Genomic DNA, 20,968 nt, shown 5'->3' on the forward strand with positions numbered 1-20,968 from the left:
GCGGATCACGCTCCCAGGATCCCCCGCAGATCCGCCGCGTTGGACTGCGTCACCTTCCACAACTCCCGCTGCCTGCCGTGCACATCGGCCACCGCCCCCGCGTGGTCGGCCAGCAGCCCCAGCGCCCGCTCCGTGAGCAGCGCCCCGAGGTTCTTGTCGTGGACCGAGACGCCCCACTCCGGCCGGTCGATGTCGGCCAGGAAGTACGCCATCTTGGGGTGCGAGATCAGCGAGATGATCGGCGTGCCGCAGCCGAAGGGGATCATCCCCGCGTGGCCGCGCATGCCGATGACCAGCTTCGTACGGGCGTACGTGTCCCTGATCGCGTCGTTGTCGAAGTCGTACATCGGGATGACCGGCAGCGAGATCCCGTGCTCGCGCCGCAGGTCGAACGCGATCTTCTCGTCGTCCAGCGAGTGCGCCACGCACTGGACCTCGGTGTGCTCGCCCAGCGCGCGTACCGCCTTCGCCATCTCGGCGAGGAAGTGCCCGTAGTCGTGGCCGAAGCGCAGCCCCGCCCGGTCGTACGCGGCGTTGATCATGACGGTGTTCTCGCGCTGCCCGGCGGCCGGGTCGCTCCAGCCGTCGACCAGTTGGCGGGTGACCGTGGTCGGGCAGGGCTGGAAGCGCACCTTGTCGTGGAGCGAGGCCGGCAGCAGCGCGCGGACCTTCTCGATGGAGCCGTGGTTGCGGAGCGCGAAGAAGGCGCTGCGCTCGACGAGTTGGCGCAGGGAGGAGTTGAAGCGCCCGGCGCGGTAGGACTGGCCGTCGAAGGCGTTGAAGCCGACCGCGTACACGATGATCGGTACGTCGATGGCGGTCAGGTGCTCGTCGGGGACGTTCCACTGCCAGGCGCTGTTGCCGTTCGGCGCGGTGTCCGGGATGAAGAGTCCGCCGCCGCCGATGACCAGGCCGCGCCGCTCGTTGACGCGCTCCAGCGCGGCCTTGTCGAAGAGCCGGTGGGCGTGGATCGAGTACCAGCGGCGCGGCCCCGTCTCGGTGTCGGCACCGCTGTCCGCGCCGTCGCGCGGACCGGTGCTGGTGCCGACCGCGAGCCGTACGGACTCGGGCAGCAGCTTGTCGCCGGCGTTGCCCTGCTGCGGCATGTAGAAGGCGACATGGGCGAGTTGGGCTAGTTGGTCATCGGGAGTGCCTTCGTGCGGGGCGGGCAGACCGTGGTCCCGGGTGCGCAGCCGCATCAGCCGGTTGGGCCGGTGCGTGGGGTCGACGGCCAGCCCCCGCATGGCGTACGCGTGCGCCGCCGCGTCGTCGCCGTGGATCCAGGCGATCTGCGCGAGGCGCCCGAAGGACGTCGCGGCGCGGCCGGGCGAGCCCGCCGCGAGGTGCAGTTGGACCTTGGCCTCCTCGTACCGGGAGACGCTCATCAGGGCGTGTCCCAGCACCTCGTGCGGCCAGGTGTCGTCGACCGGGATGTGCACGCTGCCGAGGATGTCGGCGGCTTCCTGGAAGCCGCCCGCGTTGATGTGCGCGTGCGCGACCTTGCGGGCGCTCTCGACGTCCCCGGTGCGGGCGACGTGTTCGGTGCCGTACGCGACGACCAGGTCATGGTGCAGGGGGCCGGCCACGGCCATGTACGCGGCGTGGAACTCCGCGTCCGTCAGGTCGAATTCGCGCCAGCGGTCCTCTGCCTGTGTGTATCCGGCCTCGCCGCCCTGCCACGGCTTGTGGCGTCCGGTGAAGTGCAGGATCGCGGTGTCGTCGGGGACGGGCTTGTCGCCGGAGAGCCGCCGCTTGACGAAGTTGTAGCGCGAGTCGAGCTGGACGAAGTCGCCGTCGAGCACGGAGTTGAGGATGCCCTGGTCGTGCTTGTCGAGTTCGTAGTCGCCGCTGCGTCCGGTGGCGTCGACGCGGGCGCAGAACTCGTCGCTCAGATACTCGCGCTGGATGACGAGCAGTCCGCTGTTGAGCTTGTGCTGCCCGTAGAAGAACTGCGGTACGGCGGCGAGTCCTTCGCGCAGTTGGAGCAGTTCGGAGAGGTCACCGAGGACGACCATGTCGGTGTCGAGGGTGATGATCGTGTCGTAGTCGCGGAGCCGGAAGACATCGAGGATGAAGTACGCCTTGCGGACCAGGTAGTTGTCCTGGTCGCCCTTCTCGTAGCTGTCGTAGCGGGCGGCGTCGACGCGGTGGAAGCGGATCCGTGGGTGCAACGCCCTTATGGAGGCCACCGATTGGGGCCGCAGGTCGTCGTGGAGGACGACGAAGTCCTCGCACACACCGGGGTTGGACAGCGCGAGGCTGCGCAGCAGCGCCAGGAAGCCGGGCAGATAGTTCTCGTCGACGAAGGACGCGAAGGCCAGGCGTCGTTTGCCGGTGAGGGCGTTGGAGCTGGAGGCGTTGGCAGAGAGGGGCGCGGCGGGGGTGGCGGTCATCGCAGGGAGATCCTTGTGTCGGTCACGCTCTGGGCGCGTTCCATGACCCACGCCTTTTCGCTGGTGTACTCGTGCACGGACGTGATGGGCATCCGCATCGCCTCCTTGAGTCGGTAGGCGCCGCTCTCGTAGAAGTCGAAGCCGATCAGGTCGAGCTTCGGGCTGACGTCCAGGAAGTCCAGCAGCCAGAGCATGTTGAAGCCGCTGGTGGGGATGGCGGGCCAGGCGTCGTTGCCGACGCGGCCGATGTTGCGCAGCGGCCAGCGCAGCGACTCGTCGTTGACGTGGGTCTGGGCGCCGGGGACAAGCCGGTTGCGCAGCGAGTTCTTCCAGTCGTTGCCCAGACCGCCGAAGATCAGCCGGGTGGTGACCTTCTGGTCCCAGTTGAAGCCATGCTTGTGGATGGAGGTGTGGATGTCGGTACGCCTGCCGGTGGCCGCCGCGTCGATCTTGTACGAGTTGAAGCGGACCACCAGGTCGTACGCGTCGATCTCGGGGCCGAGTGAACCGCGCCCGACGCTCTGGGAGTTGGCGATCAGGCAGATGGACCGGCCGGCGATCTGGTTGCGGAACTCGCCGAGCGTGAGCCACTGGACGTCGCCGAAGGTGGGGTCGGGCACCGGTCCGCGCTGCCGGTTGCGGCGCATCTCGCCGTAGAGCACGGCGAGTTGGCGAGTCTCCTCGACGGGACCGCCATGCGAGAGCCGCAGGTCGAGGTACTGCCCGATGGACACCTGAAGGTCCGTCACCGGGCTGCCGTCGCCTCGCATCGCGAGCAGCGCGCCGATCAACCGCGCCTCGGCGCCCGCCCGGTCACCCGCTTCGTGCAGTGCTACACCGTCCGCCCAGATGTCGGTGGCGGGGCCGTCCGCGTACACCGACGCCTGGGGGCAGCCGCGTTCGAGCAGTCGCAGGATCTCGTCCTGCTTCGCACCGCCGGTGCGCAGACCCGCGATCCGGGGGGCGACACCAAAGCCGTCCTCCTCGGTCAGGGCGAGGTAGCGCTCGTACGCGGCGACGGTCGCCGGCTCGTCGCCCATGGCCTCCAGCGTGCGGGCGCGCAGCCGCCAGCCGGCCCGCGAGTTCTTGCGCTGGGTGAGCACGGCGTCGCTGATGAGCAGCGACAGCTTCAACTCGTCGGCGTACCCGCACTCCAGGGCCTTGTTGCCGACGGCCAGCAGCGCGTCCAGCAGCTCGCCGCTCAGCGAGCCCGTGGCGGCGGCCCCGGCGACGACCTTCTTGGCCGCCCGCCGGATGAGCGGCGCGGCGGCGGGCCCGGCCGGGGCGCCGTCGCCGGCGCCGGTCGCGTGGACGGCGAGCACGAGGCGCAGCTTCTCGGCGAGTTCGGCGCGCCTGCGGTCGAGGCTGCCGACCACCTTCCCGCTGTGCACGGCGCAGGCCCGCAGACACACGTCCAGCTCGGTCGGCGCGATCCGGTCCCCCCGACCCGGCACCTGCCCGCCCCCATCGGCCGGCCCGGCCGGACCGTCCCCGTCGCGCGGCCTGAGCCATCGGTTGCGGACCTTCGTCATGGTGCTCCCAGCGTCTGTCTGCCCGCGATCAGGTTGCGGGTCGGCGACAGGCTAGGAAACCCGCGCGACGGGAAGGTGAACTGACCGCGTCGGCGGGAGGAACGCCACGAGCCCGAACCATGTTCGGGCCGGCGGCGGACGTCTCAGGGGTACGGTTCGCGCCGCACGCGGGAGATGACGTGCTGGGCGTCGGCGCCGTACACGGCGGACGACCGCAGCGATTCCCAGACGCGCTCGTAGGTGGCGAGACCGGCGGAGTCGTCTATCCACAGCTCGGCGTGCCAGTCCTCGACGATGACGAGCCTTCTGTCGAAGATCCAGAATCCGTTGGCGGGCGGAATCCGCAACGGGGCGCCGAACGGCACGATCCCGAGTTCCGCCGTGTCCATGCCAATCACACCGCTCACCGCCCACGTTCGCCAGACCGACAGCCAACAACGTCTCCTCGCCCTCCTCGGTTTCCAGTGCCCAGTCGAACCCCACCAGGCGCGCACGGTCGTTGAGATCCCACACCTGGATGGGACCACCGTCTTCGTCGGCACTGACCAGTACGGGCCGTTGACCGAGCACCCCTGTCGCCGCGGTGCGATCGCATCTGGCGTTGAGTTCGGCGGTACGTTCCCCGGTGCCACTGCCGTCGGCGTCCCACAGGGCAACGGCCTCCGCGTCGGGGGAGACGAGAAACAGTGACCGTCCGGGAAGTTCCAGCGTGCCGACCGCGTCCACGTCGAAGTCGTCGTATTCGGCGAAGACCCGGACCGCGCCGGTCTCCAGATCCCACAGCGCGAACCGCAGCCCGTCCGCGCCTCCGCCGACGACGATCCGCCCATCAACGACCATTGCACGCAAGGCTGTTGGTACGGCGGGGCCGTCCTGCTCCCCCGACTGCCACGGGCTGTCAAGCCGGTGCACCGCCCACCGGTCCCGCAACGGATCCCATGTACAAGCCCCGTCCGGATGGGTTCCCACCAGCAGTGGCCCTGCAGGGGTGGTGACGAGGTGAAAGTCCGTGAGCGCGCCGAAGGGTATTTCAGCAGTCTGTAGCAAGGTGAGTTCAGCCATGGGCGACAAGCCTAGAGGCTGGCCTCGCGTACCGGATCCGACCCTCGCGGCGGGCAGGGTTCACCCCCGGCAACAGACGGAGACCTCAGTGGGTGAGAGTCCCAGTCTTCACGGCGGATACGAAGGACGACCAGCCGGCGGCGGGGAAGACGAGCGCGGGGCCGTGCGCGAGCTTGGAGTCCCGGACGGGGACGACGGGGTGGCCGTCCGCGACTTCGAGGCAACTGCCGTTGCTGCCACCGCTGTAGCTCGACTTGCGCCACCCCGTGAAGCGCTCACTGCGCACCATGTTGGTATTCCTCCGCTACGGCCCGGACCAGGGCCAGTGAATCTTTCTGCGACAACGCGTCACTCAGGGCCAGATCGTACGCCGCCTGGCATTTGCTCACCAGGGCCGGATCGTCCATCAGGTTCCCGGTGTTCAGACCCTCAACGTAAGCGATTGGCGCGGCATCCTCGAAGCTCATCAGTTCAAGCGAGCTTTCCAACAAGGCGTGTTCCCCTGCCCCGAAGGGCAGCACATGCAGCCGCAGCCGTCCCGTCTCGGCCATCGCGACGACCTTGCTCAGTTGAGTGGCCATCGTGACCGCCCCGCCGACATGACGTCGCAGTACGGCTTCGTCCAGCAGCTCCCACACTACGGGGCCTGACACCCCTTCAAGGATCTGAGCCCTCTCCATCCGGTTGACCACCTTGCGGTCAACCTCTTCTGTCCGGTAGTTCGGGTCGTACGAGCGGAACACCGCACGCGCATACGCCTCGGTCTGCAACAGGCCGGGCACCAGAGTGAGACCCCAATGACGGATCTCGACCGCCTGCTTCTCCAACTCCGCCACAGCGGAGAAGAATTGGGCGAACTTCGCGTCCAGGTCCTCCAACCACCGCTCGAAGAACCCGTCCGTCCCCAGCGCCTGATCGATCCGCTTCGCGTCCGCCGGGCTCGGCAACCGTCGCCCCGCCTCGAAGTGGCTGATCAGCGTCGGTGAGCACACCACCCGTTGCGCCAACGCCTCTTGTGTCATGCCCGCCGCCATACGTCGCAGCCGCAGCTCCGCCCCGTACTTCTCCCGGGGACTACGCGGTACCCGTTCCTCCAGCATGCGATCAACTCCCTTCCTTGAAGCACACGTTGTCAAGATCGAAACCCTTCCAGGCTAGCGGCAACCACCCCACTCTGTAAGTGAAACATCACAGAGAGCAACTTAGGGAGGTGGCCGAATGAACTCCGGCCTCGGAGATTCGGTGGTGCTCCGCTGGAGTCGCCACCCGCGCTGTGTCGGGCTCGCGCGCTGGGAGTTGCGGAGGGCGCTCGCCGGGTGGGGGCTTGCGCCACTCGAAGAGTCGGCCGTGCTCGTGCTGTCCGAGCTACTGACCAACGCGGGGCGCCATGCCTGCGTTTCGCCGGGGCGGGAGATCGAGACGTGGTACCTGCGGATGTCCGACACGCTGCGCATCGAGGTGCACGACGCCTCGCCCGACTGGCCCGAGGTCCGGGAACCGGACCCGGAGTCGCCCGATGGCAGAGGGCTCGCGCTCGTCGCCGCGCTCGCGGACAGTTGGGGGGTCAAGCACCGTAACGGGCCTGGGAAGTCCGTCTGGGCGGAGCTGTCACTCCACGAGTGAACCGACCCCCGCCACCACCGCCGCCAGCCCCGCTTCGAAGCCCGCGTCGTGGTCGCCGAACAGCTCGAAGCCGGCCGCCGCCGCCAGCGGGTGACCGGCGAGGCGTTCCGCGCGGGCCGCCAGGTCGTAGCCCTCCGCACCCCCCGCGCCCGCGCCCTCGCCCGAGGCCGGGTCGGGACCCATGGCCTGCTCCTCGGGCGAGGTGTTCCCACGCTGGATGCCGGGATTGGGTGGGCGGCGGGTACCGACGGCCGCCGCGGTCGTCCCGGCCACGATCGGGGCGACGATCCTGCCCCTGGTCTTCACGGTCATCGCGATCATCACCACGGTCACCCAGTCCAAGACCAACGGCGATCCACCGCCGGCCAACTTCCCGAGCAAGGCCGGCGGCTGGGAGACCGTCTACTTCTACGCCTCCTACGTCCCTCTGGTCCTGTGGGGCCCCATGCTCGGCATCCTGACGTACGCGTACTGGCGCCGACGCAGGTCGGCGACGGCCGGGCCGCTGATGCCGTCGCCAGCCGGCAACGCGTAACGGAGCTACCAGGACTTGTGGCCAACGCGGCGAGCGTGCGTGCTGGGCGGCGCGACGGGGCAAACCTTGCCGCGAGGGGCAACTTAGGCCCTGTCCGGCGGGCGACGACGCGACGTCCCGGTGTCGACGGACAAGGGCGCCATCACGTAGATCCCTTGCCAATCAAGCCAGTCGCCGCAGGTCAGCGCGCGGCGGACGACTGGTGTCGTTGTCCGGGGACAAGGAGACGGTCATGGAAACGGACGTACTCGTCGTCGGCGCCGGGCCCACCGGCCTCGCCCTCGCCTGCGACCTGCGGCGACGCGGGATCTCCGGACGCGTCGTGGAGCAGGCCGACCACCTCTTCCCCGGAGCGCGCGGCAAAGGCGTCCAGCCGCGCACCCTGGAGGTACTTGACGACGTCGGCGTCATCCACGCCATGCTCGCGGCGGGCGGCCCCGCGCCGGTCGGCATGGTCTGGCAGGACGGTCAACGGCAGGGCGAGCACCGGATGTTCGAGGACGTCGCGCCGACCGCGTCGGCGCCGTACGCCGGTCCCTGGCTCGTCCCGCAGTGGCGCACCCAGGAAATCCTCCTCGCGCGCCTGACCGAGCTGGGCGGGAGCGTCGACTTCGGTACGGCGCTGACCGGGCTGGCGCAGGACGCGGACGGGGTGACGGCGACGCTGTCAAGTGACCGGCTCCGATCCGCGCCCGGTACGCCGTGGCCGCGGACGGCGGGCGCGGCACCGTACGCGGACTGCTCGGCGTCGCGATGACCGGCGAGAGCGTCGACCCGGCGCCGATGCTCGTCGCCGACGTCCGTATCCCCACCGCGCTGGACCGGCTGAACTGGCACTTCTTCGTCGGCGCAGACGGCTCCTACCTGTCGGTCTGCCCGCTGCCGGGCACCGGGGACTTCCAGCTCACCGCGCAGTTCAAGGACGGCTCCACGCCGGACACCTCGGCGGCGGGCGTACGGTCCCTCGTCGCCGCGCGTACGCATCTCACCGAGGCGGACGTCACCGAGGTCCGCTGGTCCTCGGACTTACGGCCGCGCGCCGCGCTCGCGGACCGCTTCGCCGTCGGCCGGGTCTTCCTCGCGGGCGACGCCGCCCACATCCACTCACCGGCGGGCGGCCAGGGCTCAACACCAGCATCCAGGACGCGTACAACCTGGGCTGGAAGCTGGGAGCGGTGATCCGGTACGGTGCGGCGCCCGCGCTGCTCGACACGTACGAGAGCGAACGGCGCACGGGGGCCGCACCTCACCCTGCTCGTCATCGGCACGGACGCCGAACTGCCCCCGCTGGACGGCGACTTGGTGCACGTGCGGCACCTGCGGCACCAGGACGTGTACGAGGCGTACGGCAAGGGGCTCTTCCTCGTCCGCCCGGACGGCTACATCGGCTGGGCGGGCGAGGACGCGACGGGGCTCGGCGCGTGGCTGGCGAAGCTCGGTGGGGAGACTTCGTAATTAGACTTGGCCCATGAGTTCCTTCGATTCCCACCTGCCCGCGCTGACCACCGAACAGGCCGAGTATCTGCGCGAGTTGGTGCGCCAGTACCACGCCCGCCAGGGCGACTCGGTGACCGTCAGCGGCGACACCGTGCACGCCGACCGGGGCACCCGCTCGCTCTACAACCTCGCCGAGCTGTGCCGCCGCGCCGAGCCCGGAGCCTGGCCCCAGCTCGTGGAGCACCACTTCGACGCCCTGGACAACGCGACACGTTCGGCGGACGCCGGCGCCGAGGACATACTCGGGCGCGTGTGTCTGCGGCTCATACCCGACGACGCCATCCCGGCCGAGGCGGCGGCGTCCTTCAGCTACCTGCGTCCGGTGGCGGCCGGACTGCTCGAAGCCCTCGCACTGGACCTGCCCGACTCCCTGCGGCTGCTGGACGACGGGGACGTCGCCCGCGCCGGTCTGGAGGAGCTGCGCTCCGCCGGGCGCGCCCATCTTCTCGGCGAGCCCGTCGACCACGACGTGGTGGGGGCGGACAGCGGCGCGACCCTGCATCTGGTGACGGGCGGGTCGATGTTCGTCGCGAGCAAGGCGCTGGTCCTGGGCGATCTGGCACGCACCCTGACCGGTCGCGAACTCCCTGACGAGGGTGCCCTGTTCACCGTTCCCAGCCGGCATTTCCTCGTCTTCCACCCGCTGGAGGACGAACACGCGGTCGGCGCGATCAACGATCTGGCCTCGTTCGGCCTGGGGGCGTACCAGGACAACCCGGGGCCGCTCTCGCCCCGGATCTACTGGTGGCACAAGGGCACCGTGACCTGTCTGACGCAGATCGACGACGCGACGATGAGCTTCTCCATCGTCCCGCCGGACGACCTGATGACGATCCTGCGCCGCCTGAGGGGCGCGGGCTCCTAGACGGTCCTCGACCTGGTCCGTCCGCGCCCGGTCTGTCCGCGCCTGGTCCGTCCGTGCGTCGTGCGTCCTTCCGGGGCCGCCGCGTCACGCCTGGTCGGGCGGGACCGACGGCTGGTCGGGTGGGCGCGTCGTTGCCACGCTCACCCGACCACCTGACATTAGGGTGCGATCGCAGGGAGGGGACCCAGCCGCGTTTCGGCGCACCGGACGACAGTCTAAGAGGACCCATGGCCGTAGAGATCTCACCCCTGATCAAGCCCGCTCGATTCAGGCGTCGAGCGACTCTCGGAGGCGAATGCCTGGCAGAGTTCCTCGGCACGTTCGTACTCATCGCCTTCGGGTGCGGTGTCGTGGCGATGGCGGTCGCGGCCCTCCCCGGCTCGGGGCGCACGGAGGGACCCACCACGTTCTTCATCAGCGCCGGCGACTGGCTGCTGATCACCTGGGGCTGGGCGATGGCCGTGGTCTTCGGTGTGTACGTGGCGGGCGGCGTCAGCGGGGCGCACATCAACCCGGCGGTGACCCTGGCGTTCGCGGTACGCCGCAAGTTCGCCTGGGCGAAGGTCATCCCGTACATGCTGTCGCAGCTCGCCGGGGCCTTCGTCGGCGCCGCGCTGGTCTACGGGGTCTACCACGACGCCATCAACACCTTCGACGCCGCGATGAAGGGTCCGAAGACCGATGGTCACACGCTCGCGTCGTTCTCCATCTTCGGCACGTTCCCGGCGCCGTACTTCAACGGCGGCATCTGGGGACCGCTGATCGACCAGATCGTCGGCACGATGTTCCTGGTGATGTTCATCGTCGCCGTCGTCGACCTGCGCAACACCGCCGTGAAGGCCAACCTCGGCCCGTTGATCATCGGATTCGCCGTCGCGGCGATCGGCATGTCCTACGGAGCGAACGCCGGCTACGCCATCAACCCGGCCCGTGACCTCGGCCCGCGTCTGCTCGCCTGGGCCGCGGGATGGGGGGATCTGGCGATGCCGGGCAGCCTGGCGGGGGCCTTCAGCCACTACTGGTGGATTCCCATCGTCGGGCCGCTGATCGGCGGCGTGATCGGGGTGCTGATCTACGACCTGTTCATCGGCGACATCCTCCACATGCGTGTGCTGCGAGCCGCCACGCAGGAGGTGGGCGACACCCGGCCCGAGAAGGGGACGGACGAGGAATAGCGGCACACACGTCGGCACACACCGTCCGCACACATGAGGGTGGGCGGTCACGGACGGGATTCCCGTCCGTGACCGCCCACCCTCGTGTGGTGGCGGTGACCGGTCGTCAGAACGTCTCCGCCGGGACGTACGAGCCCCACACCTCCCGCAGCGCGTCGCACACCTCCCCCACCGTCGCCCGCGCCTTGAGCGCCCGCTTCATCGGGTACAGCACGTTCTCGGTCTCTCCTTGAGCCGCCCGCCGCAGCTCCGCCAGCGCCGCGTCCACCTCGCCCTGGTCGCGCTCCGCGCGCAACGCCGCCAGCCGGGCTGCCTGTTGGGCCTCGATCGCCGGGTCGACACGCAGCGGCTCGTACGGCTCCTCCGCGTCCATCCGGTAGCGGTTGACGCCGACCACGACACGCTCCCCGCTGTCCGTCTCACGGGCGACGGCGTACGCGCTCCGCTCGATCTCGCCCTTCTGGAAGCCGCGTTCGATCGCCTCGACCGCACCGCCCAGATCCTCGACGCGGGCCATCAGCGCCAGCGCCGCCTCCTCCACGTCGTCCGTCATCCGCTCGACGGCGTACGAACCGGCGAACGGGTCGACGGTCGCGGTGACATCGGTCTCGTACGCGAGCACCTGCTGCGTACGCAGCGCGAGCCGCGCCGACTTGTCCGTGGGGAGCGCGATCGCCTCGTCGAAGGAGTTCGTGTGCAGCGACTGCGTACCGCCGAGGACAGCGGCCAGCCCCTGGACCGCCACCCGCACGAGGTTCACCTCGGGCTGTTGCGCGGTCAGTTGCACGCCCGCCGTCTGGGTGTGGAAGCGGAGCATCAGCGACTTCGGATTCCTCGCGCCGAATTCCTCGCGCATCACCCTGGCCCAAATGCGGCGGGCGGCACGGAATTTGGCCACTTCTTCGAGAAGGGTCGTACGCGCGACGAAGAAGAAGGAGAGCCTGGGCGCGAAGTCGTCCACGTCCATTCCGGCGGCGATGGCCGTACGGACGTATTCGATACCGTCCGCCAGCGTGAACGCGATCTCCTGCGCGGGCGTCGCCCCCGCCTCGGCCATGTGATATCCGGAGATCGAGATCGTGTTCCAGCGGGGAAGCTCCGTCCGGCAGTACTGAAAAATGTCCGCGATCAGCCGCAGTGAGGGTTTCGGCGGGAAGATGTACGTACCACGCGCGATGTACTCCTTGAGTACGTCGTTCTGCACCGTGCCGGTGAGCGTGGCGGCCGGTGCGCCCTGCTCCTCCGCGACCAGTTGGTAGAGCAGCAGCAGGAGCGCGGCCGGTGCGTTGATCGTCATCGACGTGGAGACCTGGTCCAGCCTGATGCCGCCGAAGAGGATCCGCATGTCGTCGATGGAGTCGATGGCGACCCCGACCTTGCCGACCTCACCGCTCGCGATCGGCGCGTCGCTGTCGTGGCCCATCTGAGTCGGCAGGTCGAACGCGACGGACAGGCCGGTGGTGCCGTGGGCGATCAACTGCCGGTAGCGGGCGTTGGACTCGACGGCGGTGCCGAAGCCCGCGTACTGGCGCATCGTCCACGGCCGGCCGGTGTACATCGACGGGTACACCCCTCGGGTGTACGGGTACGAGCCCGGCTCGCCGAGCCGCTCGGCCGGGTCCCAGCCGGCCAGCGCCTCGGGGCCGTAGACCGGCTCGACCGGCACACCGCTCTCCGTACGCCGCGTCGATCCCTCGTCGCCGGGCTCGTGTCCCATCCGCTCCGCCTCCGTCGCTCCTGCTCAGGGTTGCCGTCGCGTCCATCATGCGGGCGGCGTCGGCACGGCGATATGAGCCATGGGAAGTGTCGGGGGCCGGTTTCCGGTCCCGTTCGGGCTGCTGGTTTCGCGTGGTTGCGCGCGACGGTGTTTGTCGGGAAGGCTCTGCGGTCGGGACGTGCTTTCCTTTCGCGGGCCACCGGGGTGAAATTCCACCGCCGGGAAGTTTTTACGCGAAGACGCGCTCGTCCGGGCAACCGGAACGGGGCCTGAGCTGTCTTACGGAGATACGTGCCGGTTCAACGGACCAGTTCACGAGACCAGCTCAAGGAACCAGCTCAAGAGACCAGCTCAACGGCCCGGCTCAACGAATACTCGCCGTACTCGCCGTACTCGCCATACTCGCCATCTTCAGCAGCTCAGTGGCAGACAGGGGGACCAAGTTGCCCAGATCATCAACGCGGACACATTCCGCCGCGCCGCGTAAGTCCGCGCTCCGCGTCGCGCTCGCCACCGGTGCCGTGCTCGCGCTCACCGTCGGCTGTTCGGCCCAGGTGGTGACCGATCCGGCGGGCGGGACCGACGACAAGCCGGGCGGCGGCAGCGGCACCGGCGTCCGCATCGAGCCGGCGGGACCGGCGTCGACAACGCCGTCGGACAAGCCGGCCACCGCGTCGAAGCCGCCGGCCACCCCGTCCGCCGCGCCGTCGAGGAGCGCGACCGAGAAGCCCGCGCCGCCGAAGCCGAAGACCGTGCTGGCGAACGGCGCCGAGGGCGACCAGGTACGCGAACTCCAGGCCAGGCTGCGGCAGATCGCCCACTTCAACCGCGCCCCCACCGGCTACTACGGCTCGGTCACGGCCGACGCCGTCTCCTCCTTCCAGGCCAAGCGCGGCCTGCCGCGCACCGGCACGACCGACACCGTCACCTGGCAGAAGCTGCTCGGGATGACGAAGAAGCCGACCGCCGCCCAACTGCGCCCGCCGGCCGCCGAGAAGCCCGCCCCCAAGCCGGACAAACGGTGCATGACGGGCCGGGTGCTCTGCATCAGCAAGACCAGCCGGGCGCTGTCCTGGATGATCGACGGGAAGGTGATGTCGACGATGGACGTCCGGTTCGGCTCGCAGTACACACCGACCCGCGAGGGCGTGTTCAAGGTGGGCTGGAAGTCCCGGCACCATGTCTCGACGCTGTACGACACCCCGATGCCGTACGCGATGTTCTTCAGCGGCGGCCAGGCGGTGCACTACTCGGCGGACTTCGCGGCCCAGGGCTACACCGGGGCGTCGCACGGGTGCGTCAACGTACGGGACGAGAAGAAGATCGCGTCGCTCTTCGAGCAGGTGCGGACCGGCGACAAGGTCGTCGTCTACTGGTAGCGAGCGGCTACGGATAGCGAGCGGGGAGCGGGCCGCGGCCTGACGGACGCGGCCCGCTGTGCGATGAGCCCCGTCAGGCGGTCGCGTCCGCGACGAGACCCGAGAGGCCCGCGGCCAACTCGGGTGTCAGCGGCGCGCACCACTCGTGCTTCGTCAGGATCTCCGCCAGTTGGTACACCTCGTCGCCCACCGTGTCGGCCGCCTGCTCCAGATGGACCGGCCGGCCGCTCAGCAGCAGCCGCAGCGCGGGCAGGGCCTTGGCCTTGAACGTCAGCTTCTTCCCGGACGACAGCACCTCGACCGTCTCGCCCAGATCACGCACCCGGGGACGGAACTCGCTGACGCAGACGACGGATTCGAGATCCCCGAACGCCGGCAGGAAGGGCACGTGCCGGGGCGGCGCGACGTTCTGCTCCCGTGCCAGAAGGAAGTCGGCGGGGCTGCGGGACCCGATGTGCCGGACAGCCGCCTCGACAAGCTCCCGGTGCTGCCCCGAGTCGGCCGAGACGTCCATGTCGCGGCGGAACAGCTCGTTCTCGCGGGACCAGTCGGCGAGCCAGGCCAGCCAGTCCGCGCCGGTCCGGGTGGTGAACCCGAGCGTCATGTGCAGGCTGTGGCCCGAGCCGCGACCGCCGCGGCCGGCCTGGTGCCAGTGGCCGCGCGGGATGTGCATGACGTCGCCGGGGTTCATGGTGCCGGCCCAGAGGGTTTCCTCGCTGGGCTCGTGGTTCGGGGCGGCGTCGCGGTAGAGCGGTACGGCGCGGCTCCGGCCCCGTACCTCCCAGTCCTTGTCGCCCGAGAGCTGGATGGCGAGCACGTCGTGATCGTCCCAGTGCAGGCCGAAGCCGTCGGTGCTGTTCGTGGTGAGGTAGATGTTGACCGAGATCCGTTCGCCCGACCACCACTGAACGGCCCGGCAGGCCACTTCGAGCGTGGGGTCGAAGACGTTCGCCCGGTCCAGCACCATCGTCGCGCCCTCGCTCAGGAGAACCCCGAGATGGCGCATGTTCACCAGGTTGGCGTCCTGGCCCGCGCCGCCCACGTCCTGGCTCAGATACAGGCCGGGGTGCAGCTCCTGGCCGTCCCGGAAGCAACGTATCTGCGGACTTCCCAGGCTCCTGCGCATCAGCAGGTCCAGCAGCCGGGCGGGGGTCAACAGGCGTGTGGCCAGACCCGGTTCGGGAAGGCTGCCCCGGGCAAATCCGGTGCCGACCCGGCCCGGCCCGTCCCACCCCAACGCCGCTTCGATACCGGCGACCAGACTGTGTTCCACTGCCCCTCCTGATGCCTCACGGTGAACGGCGACGACGGCCGCTCGGGCGGCTCGGGCGGCTCGGCACGAGGGCCGCGCAACCTCGCTGCGTCTGCGTCGCGGCCCCGTTGCCGTCCGGCCTGCGAGTCGGGTCTCAGATGCGCGGAACGATCTCGGTATCGGTGTTCAGCCAGATGATGTTCCAGGCGATGTCGCTCGCCGTGACGTCGAGCGGGCCGGCACAGGCGCGGTTGTGCACGTTCCCCATCTCCTCCACCGACACGAGGAGATCGTCGCTGTTGGAGGTGCTCTTTCTGTCGCTCATGCGTATCGCTCCATCCGATCAGAGGTTCGATGCGGACGAAATGATGCCACTGGAGTTCACTCGTGGGGAAGTTGAGCTTTCACGCCAGAACGAGGACCCACGGGAGGGGTGAGAGGGAGGGTGAGAGGCGCGGGCGGGACCGGGGGAACGTATCCCGCCCGCGCCAACTGTGCGTCGAGCCGAAGGTACGGGGGGAACCCCGGCTCTGACGCGGCCGATGACCAGTCGGCTCACTCTTTACTGCGTCACGGTGCGAAAAAACGTCACACCCGGATCCGGGGTGCCGATCCTGGCTGAAAATCGCGGGTGGTTACGGCGCGGAGAGGTCGGGGACGAGGGCCGGAAAACCCGATTCGCCTTCGCCGGTGTCGGTATCGGTGTCGGTGTCGGTGTCGGAGGGCGCGTCGGAGTCGCTGTCCAGGCCCGTTCCCGCCTCCGGGAGCTGAACGCCGATGGTCTCGCCGTACTCGCCGCCCGGCCATCCGCTCGGCGGCCCAGCGGACCCGCCACCGGTACCGCCGCCTGTCCCGCCACCTGTACTGCCATCGGTGGGGCCGCCGCTGTGCGGGCCGTTGCCGCCGGTATTGCCGCTGGTGACACCGTTGTCGTCGTCGCCGCCGCCGTCGTCGTCGAAATGACCGCCACGGTCCAGGCCGTCCTTCAACAACTGGTTACAGAAGCGGGTGACGCCCTGCGGCCCCTCGGCCGCGTCCTCCAGGAGCTTCTTCTTACCGGGGGCGATCGCGCCCTTGCGGTAGTCGTGGCAGGCCTGGACGAGCTTGGCGTACCACTTCTCGTCGTCGTGCCCGCCGTTCCGGCCGTCGTCCGTGGACGCCTGCCCCTTGTCGCCCTTGTCGCCCTTGTCGTTCTCGTGGCCCTTGCCCTTGTCCGCCGTATCGCCGGAGCTGCCCGTGGCACCGGGCGGGACCGAGTCCGTACGCGGGCTGCCCGGCGTGTCGTCCGGGGCGGCCGGGGGGCTGCTGTCGCCCGGCGATTCGGACGCGAGGGGTTCCGGTGTCACGGCGCCCGAGACGGAGTCGGCCGGCCGTGGCGGACCCTCGCCCGCGGAGGGCGCGTACAGATAACCGGCACCTGCGGCCACCCCGCTGATCGCGCATCCGGCCATGGCGGCGACCATGCCCAGCCGCAGCGGCCGCCCGAACCTCGGGAGGCGTACCCCACGGCGCTCGGGTCCGAGCCGTACGGTCCCGATGCCGTCGGCGTCGACGTCCGGCGACGCGGTGCGTCCCGCAGCCCCGACCGCCGTCCCGACGGCCTGCCGGAACGCGGCGAGCGCGGCGGCCTCACCGGGCAGTTCGGCGGAAGCCGCCCCCTCGGGCGCGGCTTCCTCAAGAACCCTGGCGAGCCGGTCGGCCTGCGCCTGGGCGTGTATGTCGGTGGTCTCGACCGGCCTGCCGCGCAGCAGAAGCTCCGCGGCGCCGTGGTCGAGCCACGTCTCACGCTCGTGCGCCATCACATGTCCTTCTGCGTCCCCGCCGGCGAATGCGTCACACCGGCCGGCTCGGGAGCACCCTGGTGTCGGCCACGCTGCGGCGGTACGGATCCCAGCTCCGGACCGTGCCCGACGCGGCGGTCGGCGCCGTCCATACCCACCGGGTCCGCTCGGCTCTCCCGGTGTCCCGGGTTCTCCGGATCTTCGGCGCCCAGCAGCTCGGCCAGCCGCTTGAGTCCGCGGTGGGCCGCCGTCCGTACGGCCCCGGGCCGCTTGCCGAGCGTCCGCGCCGCGCTCTTCGCGTCGAGCCCGACCACGACACGCAGCACCACGGCCTCGGCCTGGTCCTGCGGCAGTTGGGCGATCAACGCCATCGTCGTCCCGGTGGACAGGGCCTCCATCGCCTCGTCGGCGGTGTCCGAATCGGAGGCCTTGCCGGCCAGCTCCGTCTCGTCACTGCCGGCCGCCGGGCGCCTGCCACGCATCCGTATGTGGTCGAGTGCGCGGTTACGGGCTATCCGCGCGGTCCAGCCACGGAAGCGGTCGGCGTCGCCACTGAATCGGTCAAGGTCCCTGGCTATCTGGAGCCAGGCCTCAGAAGCCACGTCCTCGGCATCAGGCTCGCCGACGAGCGTTCGTATGTAGGCCAACAACCGCGGATGCACGGCGCGGTACACAGTCCGGAAGGCGTTCTCGTTCCCGTCCTGTGCCGCGAGCACCGCGGCGGTGAGCTCCGCGTCGTCCCCCAGCACTCCACACAACCTGTCTTGAATCGCAGCTGGTCACTGCCGCGCGCCCCCACGCGCTCCTGCACGCTACGGCCTCCCTGATGCCCAAGTCCATAATTTGTACAACCCGCAACAACTTGCCGACCACCCCCGGTGTGACAGAAAACGCTCTCCCGGCGCTGACATGAGTACGGGGCCGCACAGCGTCCCCGCCGGACGACGACCGGGGCCTCTCCTGTGGGGGGTGGCGGCCCCGGTCGTCCTCTCCAGTTGCGGCTCTCTGACCAGGCAGGAAGCCGAGTCCGAATGGGTTCCGTGACCAGCAGCGTGACCAACGCGTCTGGATGTTCACCCGAACCTCCCCAGGCCAGTGCGCTGCGCCGCCGCCCACTGGGTCACTGACGGGCACCGGTCCGCGCGGCCCGGCCGACCCGGTCGATCAGGCGGCTGTTGTGGGCGGCGTGCTTGAACCCCGGGGTGTGGTGGGTCCCGCTCGCGATGTCGCGGGCGAGGCTGGCGTACATCTCGCCCACGTTGATGGACGCACCCGTCCATATCTCGGCGGCGGTGGGCCCGGTGCCGGTGGCGACGGGGCTGTCGGGCGGGGTGAAGTCCACGTTCGACGACAGCACGAGGTCGCCGACCTGAACGCCCGCGGGGTGACTGCCGGTCAGTTTCAACCAGCCGTCCGATCCACGGACTTCCAATACCGAAGTGGGCGTCCGGTACGGGCACGCCGGCCAGGATCTGCACCCCGACCGGGGCGCCCGACGCGGTCTTCCCGATGGCGTCGAGATGATCCGGGACCTCCCGGACGGTCGTTGTGCCGGTGTCGACCAACTTGACCTCCGGCCAGAGGAGTTCCGTGCGTGCGTCGATCTCGGTGATGTCGCCGAGAACCGTCTCGATCACATCCAGGACATGGCCCGCCGCGATCGTCAGGAAGCCGGCACCCGCCGCCGCCTTGTCGAAGTACTCGTAGGCGCTCGCCGACTCCGGGCCGTTCCCGAATGTGGTCGCGGTGACCCGCGCCGAGAGCAGTCGCCCGAGCCGCCCCTGCGCGATCATTTCCGCCGCGCGGCGTACCGATGGATTGAGCCGGCCTTGCAGACCGATCGCGGTGTGCAGCGAACCGGCCGCTTCGGCCATCTCCTGTGCCTCGGCCACGGTCGTGCCCAGCGGGGACTCCGCGTATACGGCTTTGTTCGACGCCAGGGCGGCGAGCACCAACTCTCGGTGGGCCGGGACCTTCACCGCGACGGTGACGAGGTCGATCGAGGGGTCGCCTATGAGCTCGTAGGGGTCCGCGAACCACCGCTTGGCACCGAAGGTCTCGGCGGCGCGACGTGCGCTCTCTTCGTGCCGGGTCGCCACGGCCTCCAGGGAGAACTGCGGCTGCGCCGCGAGTGCGGGAATGTGGGATGGCCCCCGCCCAACTCGCTTTCGTATCGGCTCCGATGATGCCGACACGAATCATCTTGCTCCGCACGATGTCCAATTCCATTCGTTCGTCTTCGATCGCGGTACGGCCGATCCGTGCCGCGAGGGTCGCCCCTGCTTCATTGGGGGGTTCGGGTGCCCGGTCCTCCCCGTCGACACCTGGTCGAGCCAGAACGACTCAGCCGGTGGAGCGTGTGCGGGGAGTTCTTCGCCCGGCGCCTTCTCTAAAGGTCGATCACGGCCATGTCGGGCTCGGCATGGCGAGCGCCGGACGCGGGCGTCAGATTCTGCAGACGGGCGATGTGGTCGGGGGTGAGTCGGACGCTGTCGGCGGCGCTGTTCTCCTCCAGCCGGCTTTGTCAGGGCCGCTCTCACTCTCCCCGGCATCACCCGGATCAGGCTGCCCTCAGCTTCAACCCACCTGCTGTGACAGGCAGTTGGTGCAGGTCTTTCATCTCCACTCGAACCAACAGCGCTTCACGGCGCAAACACAACCTGAGCCAGAGCCACGACTCGTGAATATAGCCAGGCGGCGCCGGCCCGCGCGGCCGACCCGACGGGTTGGCCGCGTGACCAACAGCGGCCAGAAACGGGCGGCTTCCACTCAGGCCACGGAGTGCCTATTCAGAGGCTCTTTGTGCGTCCAACAGGCCAGGGGATGGCGGCCCTCACAGGCTTGAACAAATACTCGACCAACTGATCTTTTAACTCAGGGCGTCGATCCAGGCGTCGCCGGGCGGGGGTACGAAGAAGTAGCCGCCGCCGGTGGTGAGAACGTACTTCGCCAGCGCCTCACCCTCAAGCCGTTTCTGAACCGCCTCGAAGCCTCTGGCCAGATCCCGCTGGAAGCAGCTGAAGATGATCCCAGTGTCACCGTCACCGCGGTCGTAGCTGTAGCTGCGGCGCACGAGTGGGGGCGGGTTGCGGCGGTCGGAGGCGGCAAGCCGTACGTGCGAGTCGAGCGGCGTCTGCCTGCCTTTCGGATCGGCGGCGAAGTTCGGCTCCTCACCAACAGGCGTCCCGTCCAGCCACTTCCCGTCGCGCCGACGGCCCATAATCCGCTCCTGCTCGTGCACCGAGTCCTTGTCCCACAACTCGGTAGCGAAGCGTATGACGCGCACGACCTGATAACTCCCGCCGACGGCCCACTCCGGCTCCCCCTGCCCCTCCCGGACGAGAACCCGGTCGGCGACCACCCGCTCGGACTCAGGATTCCCGAACCCCTCGGTGAAATGAAACGGATTACGGGCAAGCCCCCGGCCCTCCTCGACACGATTCTCCGCACGGAACCCGTCAATGCCCCAACGAACGACCCAATCAGCCTTGGTAGCAACGGCCTTGACGCTCTCCACGACCTTCCGCACCGCTGCGGCGTCCTCCCCCGAGACGCGCACAAGAAGGTCGCCGTGCGACTGCACCGGATCCAGCAGATCGCCTGGGAAGGAGGGCATCACCTTCAACTGCCGAGGCGCCCCCGCCCGGTCGCCTTCGAACAACGAGGCCCCCAGCCCAAACCCGACGGCGACGTCACCCCGACCGACAGACCGCACCTCCCTGACCAGCGCCCTTACCGCATTTCCCTTTCCCTCTCCAGGCCGGCCCTGATCAAGGACGACGAACCCCTCGCTGGTCTCCGGCTGATGCACTCCCAGCACACGTGACGCAGCGGTATGCACTTCCGCGCCGGAGTGCTCATCGGCCGTCGATGAACCACCCCTCAGGCGAACTGCACCCGCACCTGCGCCCACAGCACCGAGCCCAGCCGCCGCCCCGGAAACCACCAACGTCCTACGCCGCACGGCACATCCCTCCACTCCAGGTAGCAATCGCTCAGACGAGCGACGGACCATCATGACCTACCTACCGCCGGTACACACGCACCGGCATCCTCCGCCTCCCCACCAAGCCGAGCACCTCCGAATGCTGCACCGTGCCCACCACTTGCGCTCACTCCCTCAACAAGCACAAAAAGCAGCAGACCAAGAATCGATC

19 protein-coding genes and 3 pseudogenes are annotated in these 20,968 nt (G+C 69.4%); 8 read left to right on the top strand and 14 right to left on the bottom strand.

Translation table 11 applies throughout. The features are described from left to right. Window positions 1-5: 5 nt before the first annotated feature. From OG700_RS13665 to OG700_RS13685, 5 genes and pseudogenes are all read right to left on the bottom strand, one after another. A complete protein-coding gene (locus OG700_RS13665; RefSeq protein ID WP_405613255.1) occupies window positions 6-2,393 on the bottom strand; it encodes a glycosyltransferase in 2,388 nt (795 codons plus the stop codon). Further along, complete coding sequence (locus tag OG700_RS13670) at window positions 2,390-3,925, bottom strand: hypothetical protein (protein WP_405613257.1); 1,536 nt, start codon at window positions 3,923-3,925, stop codon at window positions 2,390-2,392. Before OG700_RS13670 ends, OG700_RS13665 begins: the two co-directional genes overlap by 4 nt. Before the next feature lie 143 nt (window positions 3,926-4,068). Further along, window positions 4,069-4,332: pseudogene (locus OG700_RS13675) on the bottom strand (Scr1 family TA system antitoxin-like transcriptional regulator); the annotation flags it as partial. Window positions 4,333-5,072: 740 nt separating this feature from the next. Further along, window positions 5,073-5,276, bottom strand: a complete 204-nt coding sequence (locus OG700_RS13680) for a DUF397 domain-containing protein (protein WP_405613259.1) — start codon at window positions 5,274-5,276, stop codon at window positions 5,073-5,075. Continuing rightward, window positions 5,263-6,087: a Scr1 family TA system antitoxin-like transcriptional regulator gene (locus tag OG700_RS13685; protein ID WP_405613261.1), complete on the bottom strand. Its 825-nt coding sequence runs from the start codon at window positions 6,085-6,087 to the stop codon at window positions 5,263-5,265. The genes OG700_RS13680 and OG700_RS13685 overlap by 14 nt, the downstream gene beginning before the upstream one ends. A 118-nt stretch (window positions 6,088-6,205) precedes the next feature. On the opposite strand from OG700_RS13685, the gene OG700_RS13690 reads away from it, so the two are divergent. Next, window positions 6,206-6,610, top strand: a complete 405-nt coding sequence (locus tag OG700_RS13690; protein ID WP_405613263.1) for an ATP-binding protein — start codon at window positions 6,206-6,208, stop codon at window positions 6,608-6,610. Here OG700_RS13690 and OG700_RS13695 read toward each other — a convergent pair. Next, window positions 6,596-6,793 carry a hypothetical protein gene (locus OG700_RS13695; RefSeq protein ID WP_405613265.1) on the bottom strand — a complete coding sequence of 66 codons (198 nt, stop codon included), beginning with the start codon at window positions 6,791-6,793 and terminating at the stop codon, window positions 6,596-6,598. The two genes, OG700_RS13690 and OG700_RS13695, sit on opposite strands and share 15 nt — an antisense overlap. Window positions 6,794-6,827: 34 nt before the next feature. On the opposite strand from OG700_RS13695, the gene OG700_RS13700 reads away from it, so the two are divergent. The 6 genes and pseudogenes from OG700_RS13700 to OG700_RS13725 all read left to right on the top strand — a co-directional run bounded on the left by OG700_RS13700 (window position 6,828) and on the right by OG700_RS13725 (window position 10,682). Further along, the gene (locus OG700_RS13700; RefSeq protein ID WP_405613267.1) at window positions 6,828-7,145 is read left to right on the top strand and encodes a hypothetical protein; all 318 of its coding nucleotides are present in this window, start codon (window positions 6,828-6,830) and stop codon (window positions 7,143-7,145) included. 232 nt (window positions 7,146-7,377) lie between these two features. Further along, window positions 7,378-7,902: an FAD-dependent monooxygenase gene (locus OG700_RS13705; RefSeq protein WP_405613269.1), complete on the top strand. Its 525-nt coding sequence runs from the start codon at window positions 7,378-7,380 to the stop codon at window positions 7,900-7,902. After that, window positions 7,848-8,323 (top strand): annotated as a pseudogene (locus OG700_RS13710) (FAD-dependent monooxygenase); the annotation flags it as partial. The gene OG700_RS13705 and the pseudogene OG700_RS13710, both read left to right, overlap by 55 nt. Window positions 8,324-8,333: 10 nt before the next feature. Continuing rightward, window positions 8,334-8,600, top strand: coding sequence for a hypothetical protein (locus OG700_RS13715; protein WP_405613271.1), 267 nt, complete (start codon window positions 8,334-8,336; stop codon window positions 8,598-8,600). Window positions 8,601-8,613: 13 nt separating this feature from the next. Beyond that, a complete protein-coding gene (locus tag OG700_RS13720; RefSeq protein ID WP_405613273.1) occupies window positions 8,614-9,507 on the top strand; it encodes a hypothetical protein in 894 nt (297 codons plus the stop codon). Window positions 9,508-9,734: 227 nt separating this feature from the next. Further along, entirely contained in the window at window positions 9,735-10,682 is a 948-nt protein-coding gene (locus tag OG700_RS13725) for an MIP/aquaporin family protein (protein ID WP_405613275.1), read from the top strand. A 106-nt stretch (window positions 10,683-10,788) separates the two neighbouring features. On the opposite strand, the gene OG700_RS13730 is transcribed toward OG700_RS13725, so the two are convergent. Further along, on the bottom strand, window positions 10,789-12,399 hold the full coding sequence (locus OG700_RS13730) for a methylmalonyl-CoA mutase (RefSeq protein ID WP_405613277.1): 1,611 nt from the start codon (window positions 12,397-12,399) through the stop codon (window positions 10,789-10,791). Between the two features lie 443 nt (window positions 12,400-12,842). Between OG700_RS13730 and OG700_RS13735 the strand changes: the two genes are divergently transcribed. Further along, window positions 12,843-13,778: a L,D-transpeptidase family protein gene (locus OG700_RS13735; protein WP_405613279.1), complete on the top strand. Its 936-nt coding sequence runs from the start codon at window positions 12,843-12,845 to the stop codon at window positions 13,776-13,778. Between the two features lie 73 nt (window positions 13,779-13,851). Here the strand turns inward: OG700_RS13735 and OG700_RS13740 are convergent, their stop codons facing one another. The 7 genes and pseudogenes from OG700_RS13740 to OG700_RS13770 all read right to left on the bottom strand — a co-directional run bounded on the left by OG700_RS13740 (window position 13,852) and on the right by OG700_RS13770 (window position 20,631). Continuing rightward, window positions 13,852-15,051 (bottom strand): JmjC domain-containing protein, encoded by a 1,200-nt coding sequence (locus tag OG700_RS13740; protein WP_405613281.1) that lies wholly within the window; start codon window positions 15,049-15,051, stop codon window positions 13,852-13,854. A gap of 133 nt (window positions 15,052-15,184) precedes the next feature. After that, a complete protein-coding gene (locus OG700_RS13745) occupies window positions 15,185-15,355 on the bottom strand; it encodes a hypothetical protein (protein ID WP_405613283.1) in 171 nt (56 codons plus the stop codon). 310 nt (window positions 15,356-15,665) lie between these two features. Further along, complete coding sequence (locus tag OG700_RS13750; protein WP_405613285.1) at window positions 15,666-16,829, bottom strand: hypothetical protein; 1,164 nt, start codon at window positions 16,827-16,829, stop codon at window positions 15,666-15,668. Then, window positions 16,829-17,560 carry an RNA polymerase sigma factor gene (locus OG700_RS13755; protein ID WP_405613287.1) on the bottom strand — a complete coding sequence of 244 codons (732 nt, stop codon included), beginning with the start codon at window positions 17,558-17,560 and terminating at the stop codon, window positions 16,829-16,831. Before OG700_RS13755 ends, OG700_RS13750 begins: the two co-directional genes overlap by 1 nt. 371 nt (window positions 17,561-17,931) lie before the next feature. Further along, entirely contained in the window at window positions 17,932-18,216 is a 285-nt protein-coding gene (locus OG700_RS13760; protein ID WP_405622270.1) for a hypothetical protein, read from the bottom strand. Window positions 18,217-18,316: 100 nt separating this feature from the next. Further along, a pseudogene (locus OG700_RS13765) lies at window positions 18,317-19,006 on the bottom strand (Gfo/Idh/MocA family protein); the annotation flags it as partial. 674 nt (window positions 19,007-19,680) lie between these two features. Beyond that, on the bottom strand, window positions 19,681-20,631 hold the full coding sequence (locus tag OG700_RS13770) for a Dyp-type peroxidase (RefSeq protein WP_405613289.1): 951 nt from the start codon (window positions 20,629-20,631) through the stop codon (window positions 19,681-19,683). Window positions 20,632-20,968 lie beyond the last annotated feature (337 nt).

The sequence above is a fragment of the Streptomyces sp. NBC_01508 genome (assembly GCF_045040315.1).
In the GTDB taxonomy this organism is placed as follows: domain Bacteria; phylum Actinomycetota; class Actinomycetes; order Streptomycetales; family Streptomycetaceae; genus Streptomyces.

Bases quoted from the DNA above. Each gene is read 5' to 3' on its own strand.
- OG700_RS13665 (WP_405613255.1), bottom strand. From the start codon at position 2,393: ATGACCGCCACCCCCGCCGCGCCCCTCTCTGCCAACGCCTCCAGCTCC.
- OG700_RS13670 (WP_405613257.1), bottom strand. From the start codon at position 3,925: ATGACGAAGGTCCGCAACCGATGGCTCAGGCCGCGCGACGGGGACGGT.
- OG700_RS13680 (WP_405613259.1), bottom strand. From the start codon at position 5,276: ATGGTGCGCAGTGAGCGCTTCACGGGGTGGCGCAAGTCGAGCTACAGC.
- OG700_RS13685 (WP_405613261.1), bottom strand. From the start codon at position 6,087: ATGCTGGAGGAACGGGTACCGCGTAGTCCCCGGGAGAAGTACGGGGCG.
- OG700_RS13690 (WP_405613263.1), top strand. From the start codon at position 6,206: ATGAACTCCGGCCTCGGAGATTCGGTGGTGCTCCGCTGGAGTCGCCAC.
- OG700_RS13695 (WP_405613265.1), bottom strand. From the start codon at position 6,793: ATGGGTCCCGACCCGGCCTCGGGCGAGGGCGCGGGCGCGGGGGGTGCG.
- OG700_RS13700 (WP_405613267.1), top strand. From the start codon at position 6,828: ATGCCGGGATTGGGTGGGCGGCGGGTACCGACGGCCGCCGCGGTCGTC.
- OG700_RS13705 (WP_405613269.1), top strand. From the start codon at position 7,378: ATGGAAACGGACGTACTCGTCGTCGGCGCCGGGCCCACCGGCCTCGCC.
- OG700_RS13720 (WP_405613273.1), top strand. From the start codon at position 8,614: ATGAGTTCCTTCGATTCCCACCTGCCCGCGCTGACCACCGAACAGGCC.
- OG700_RS13725 (WP_405613275.1), top strand. From the start codon at position 9,735: ATGGCCGTAGAGATCTCACCCCTGATCAAGCCCGCTCGATTCAGGCGT.
- OG700_RS13730 (WP_405613277.1), bottom strand. From the start codon at position 12,399: ATGGGACACGAGCCCGGCGACGAGGGATCGACGCGGCGTACGGAGAGC.
- OG700_RS13745 (WP_405613283.1), bottom strand. From the start codon at position 15,355: ATGAGCGACAGAAAGAGCACCTCCAACAGCGACGATCTCCTCGTGTCG.
- OG700_RS13750 (WP_405613285.1), bottom strand. From the start codon at position 16,829: ATGGCGCACGAGCGTGAGACGTGGCTCGACCACGGCGCCGCGGAGCTT.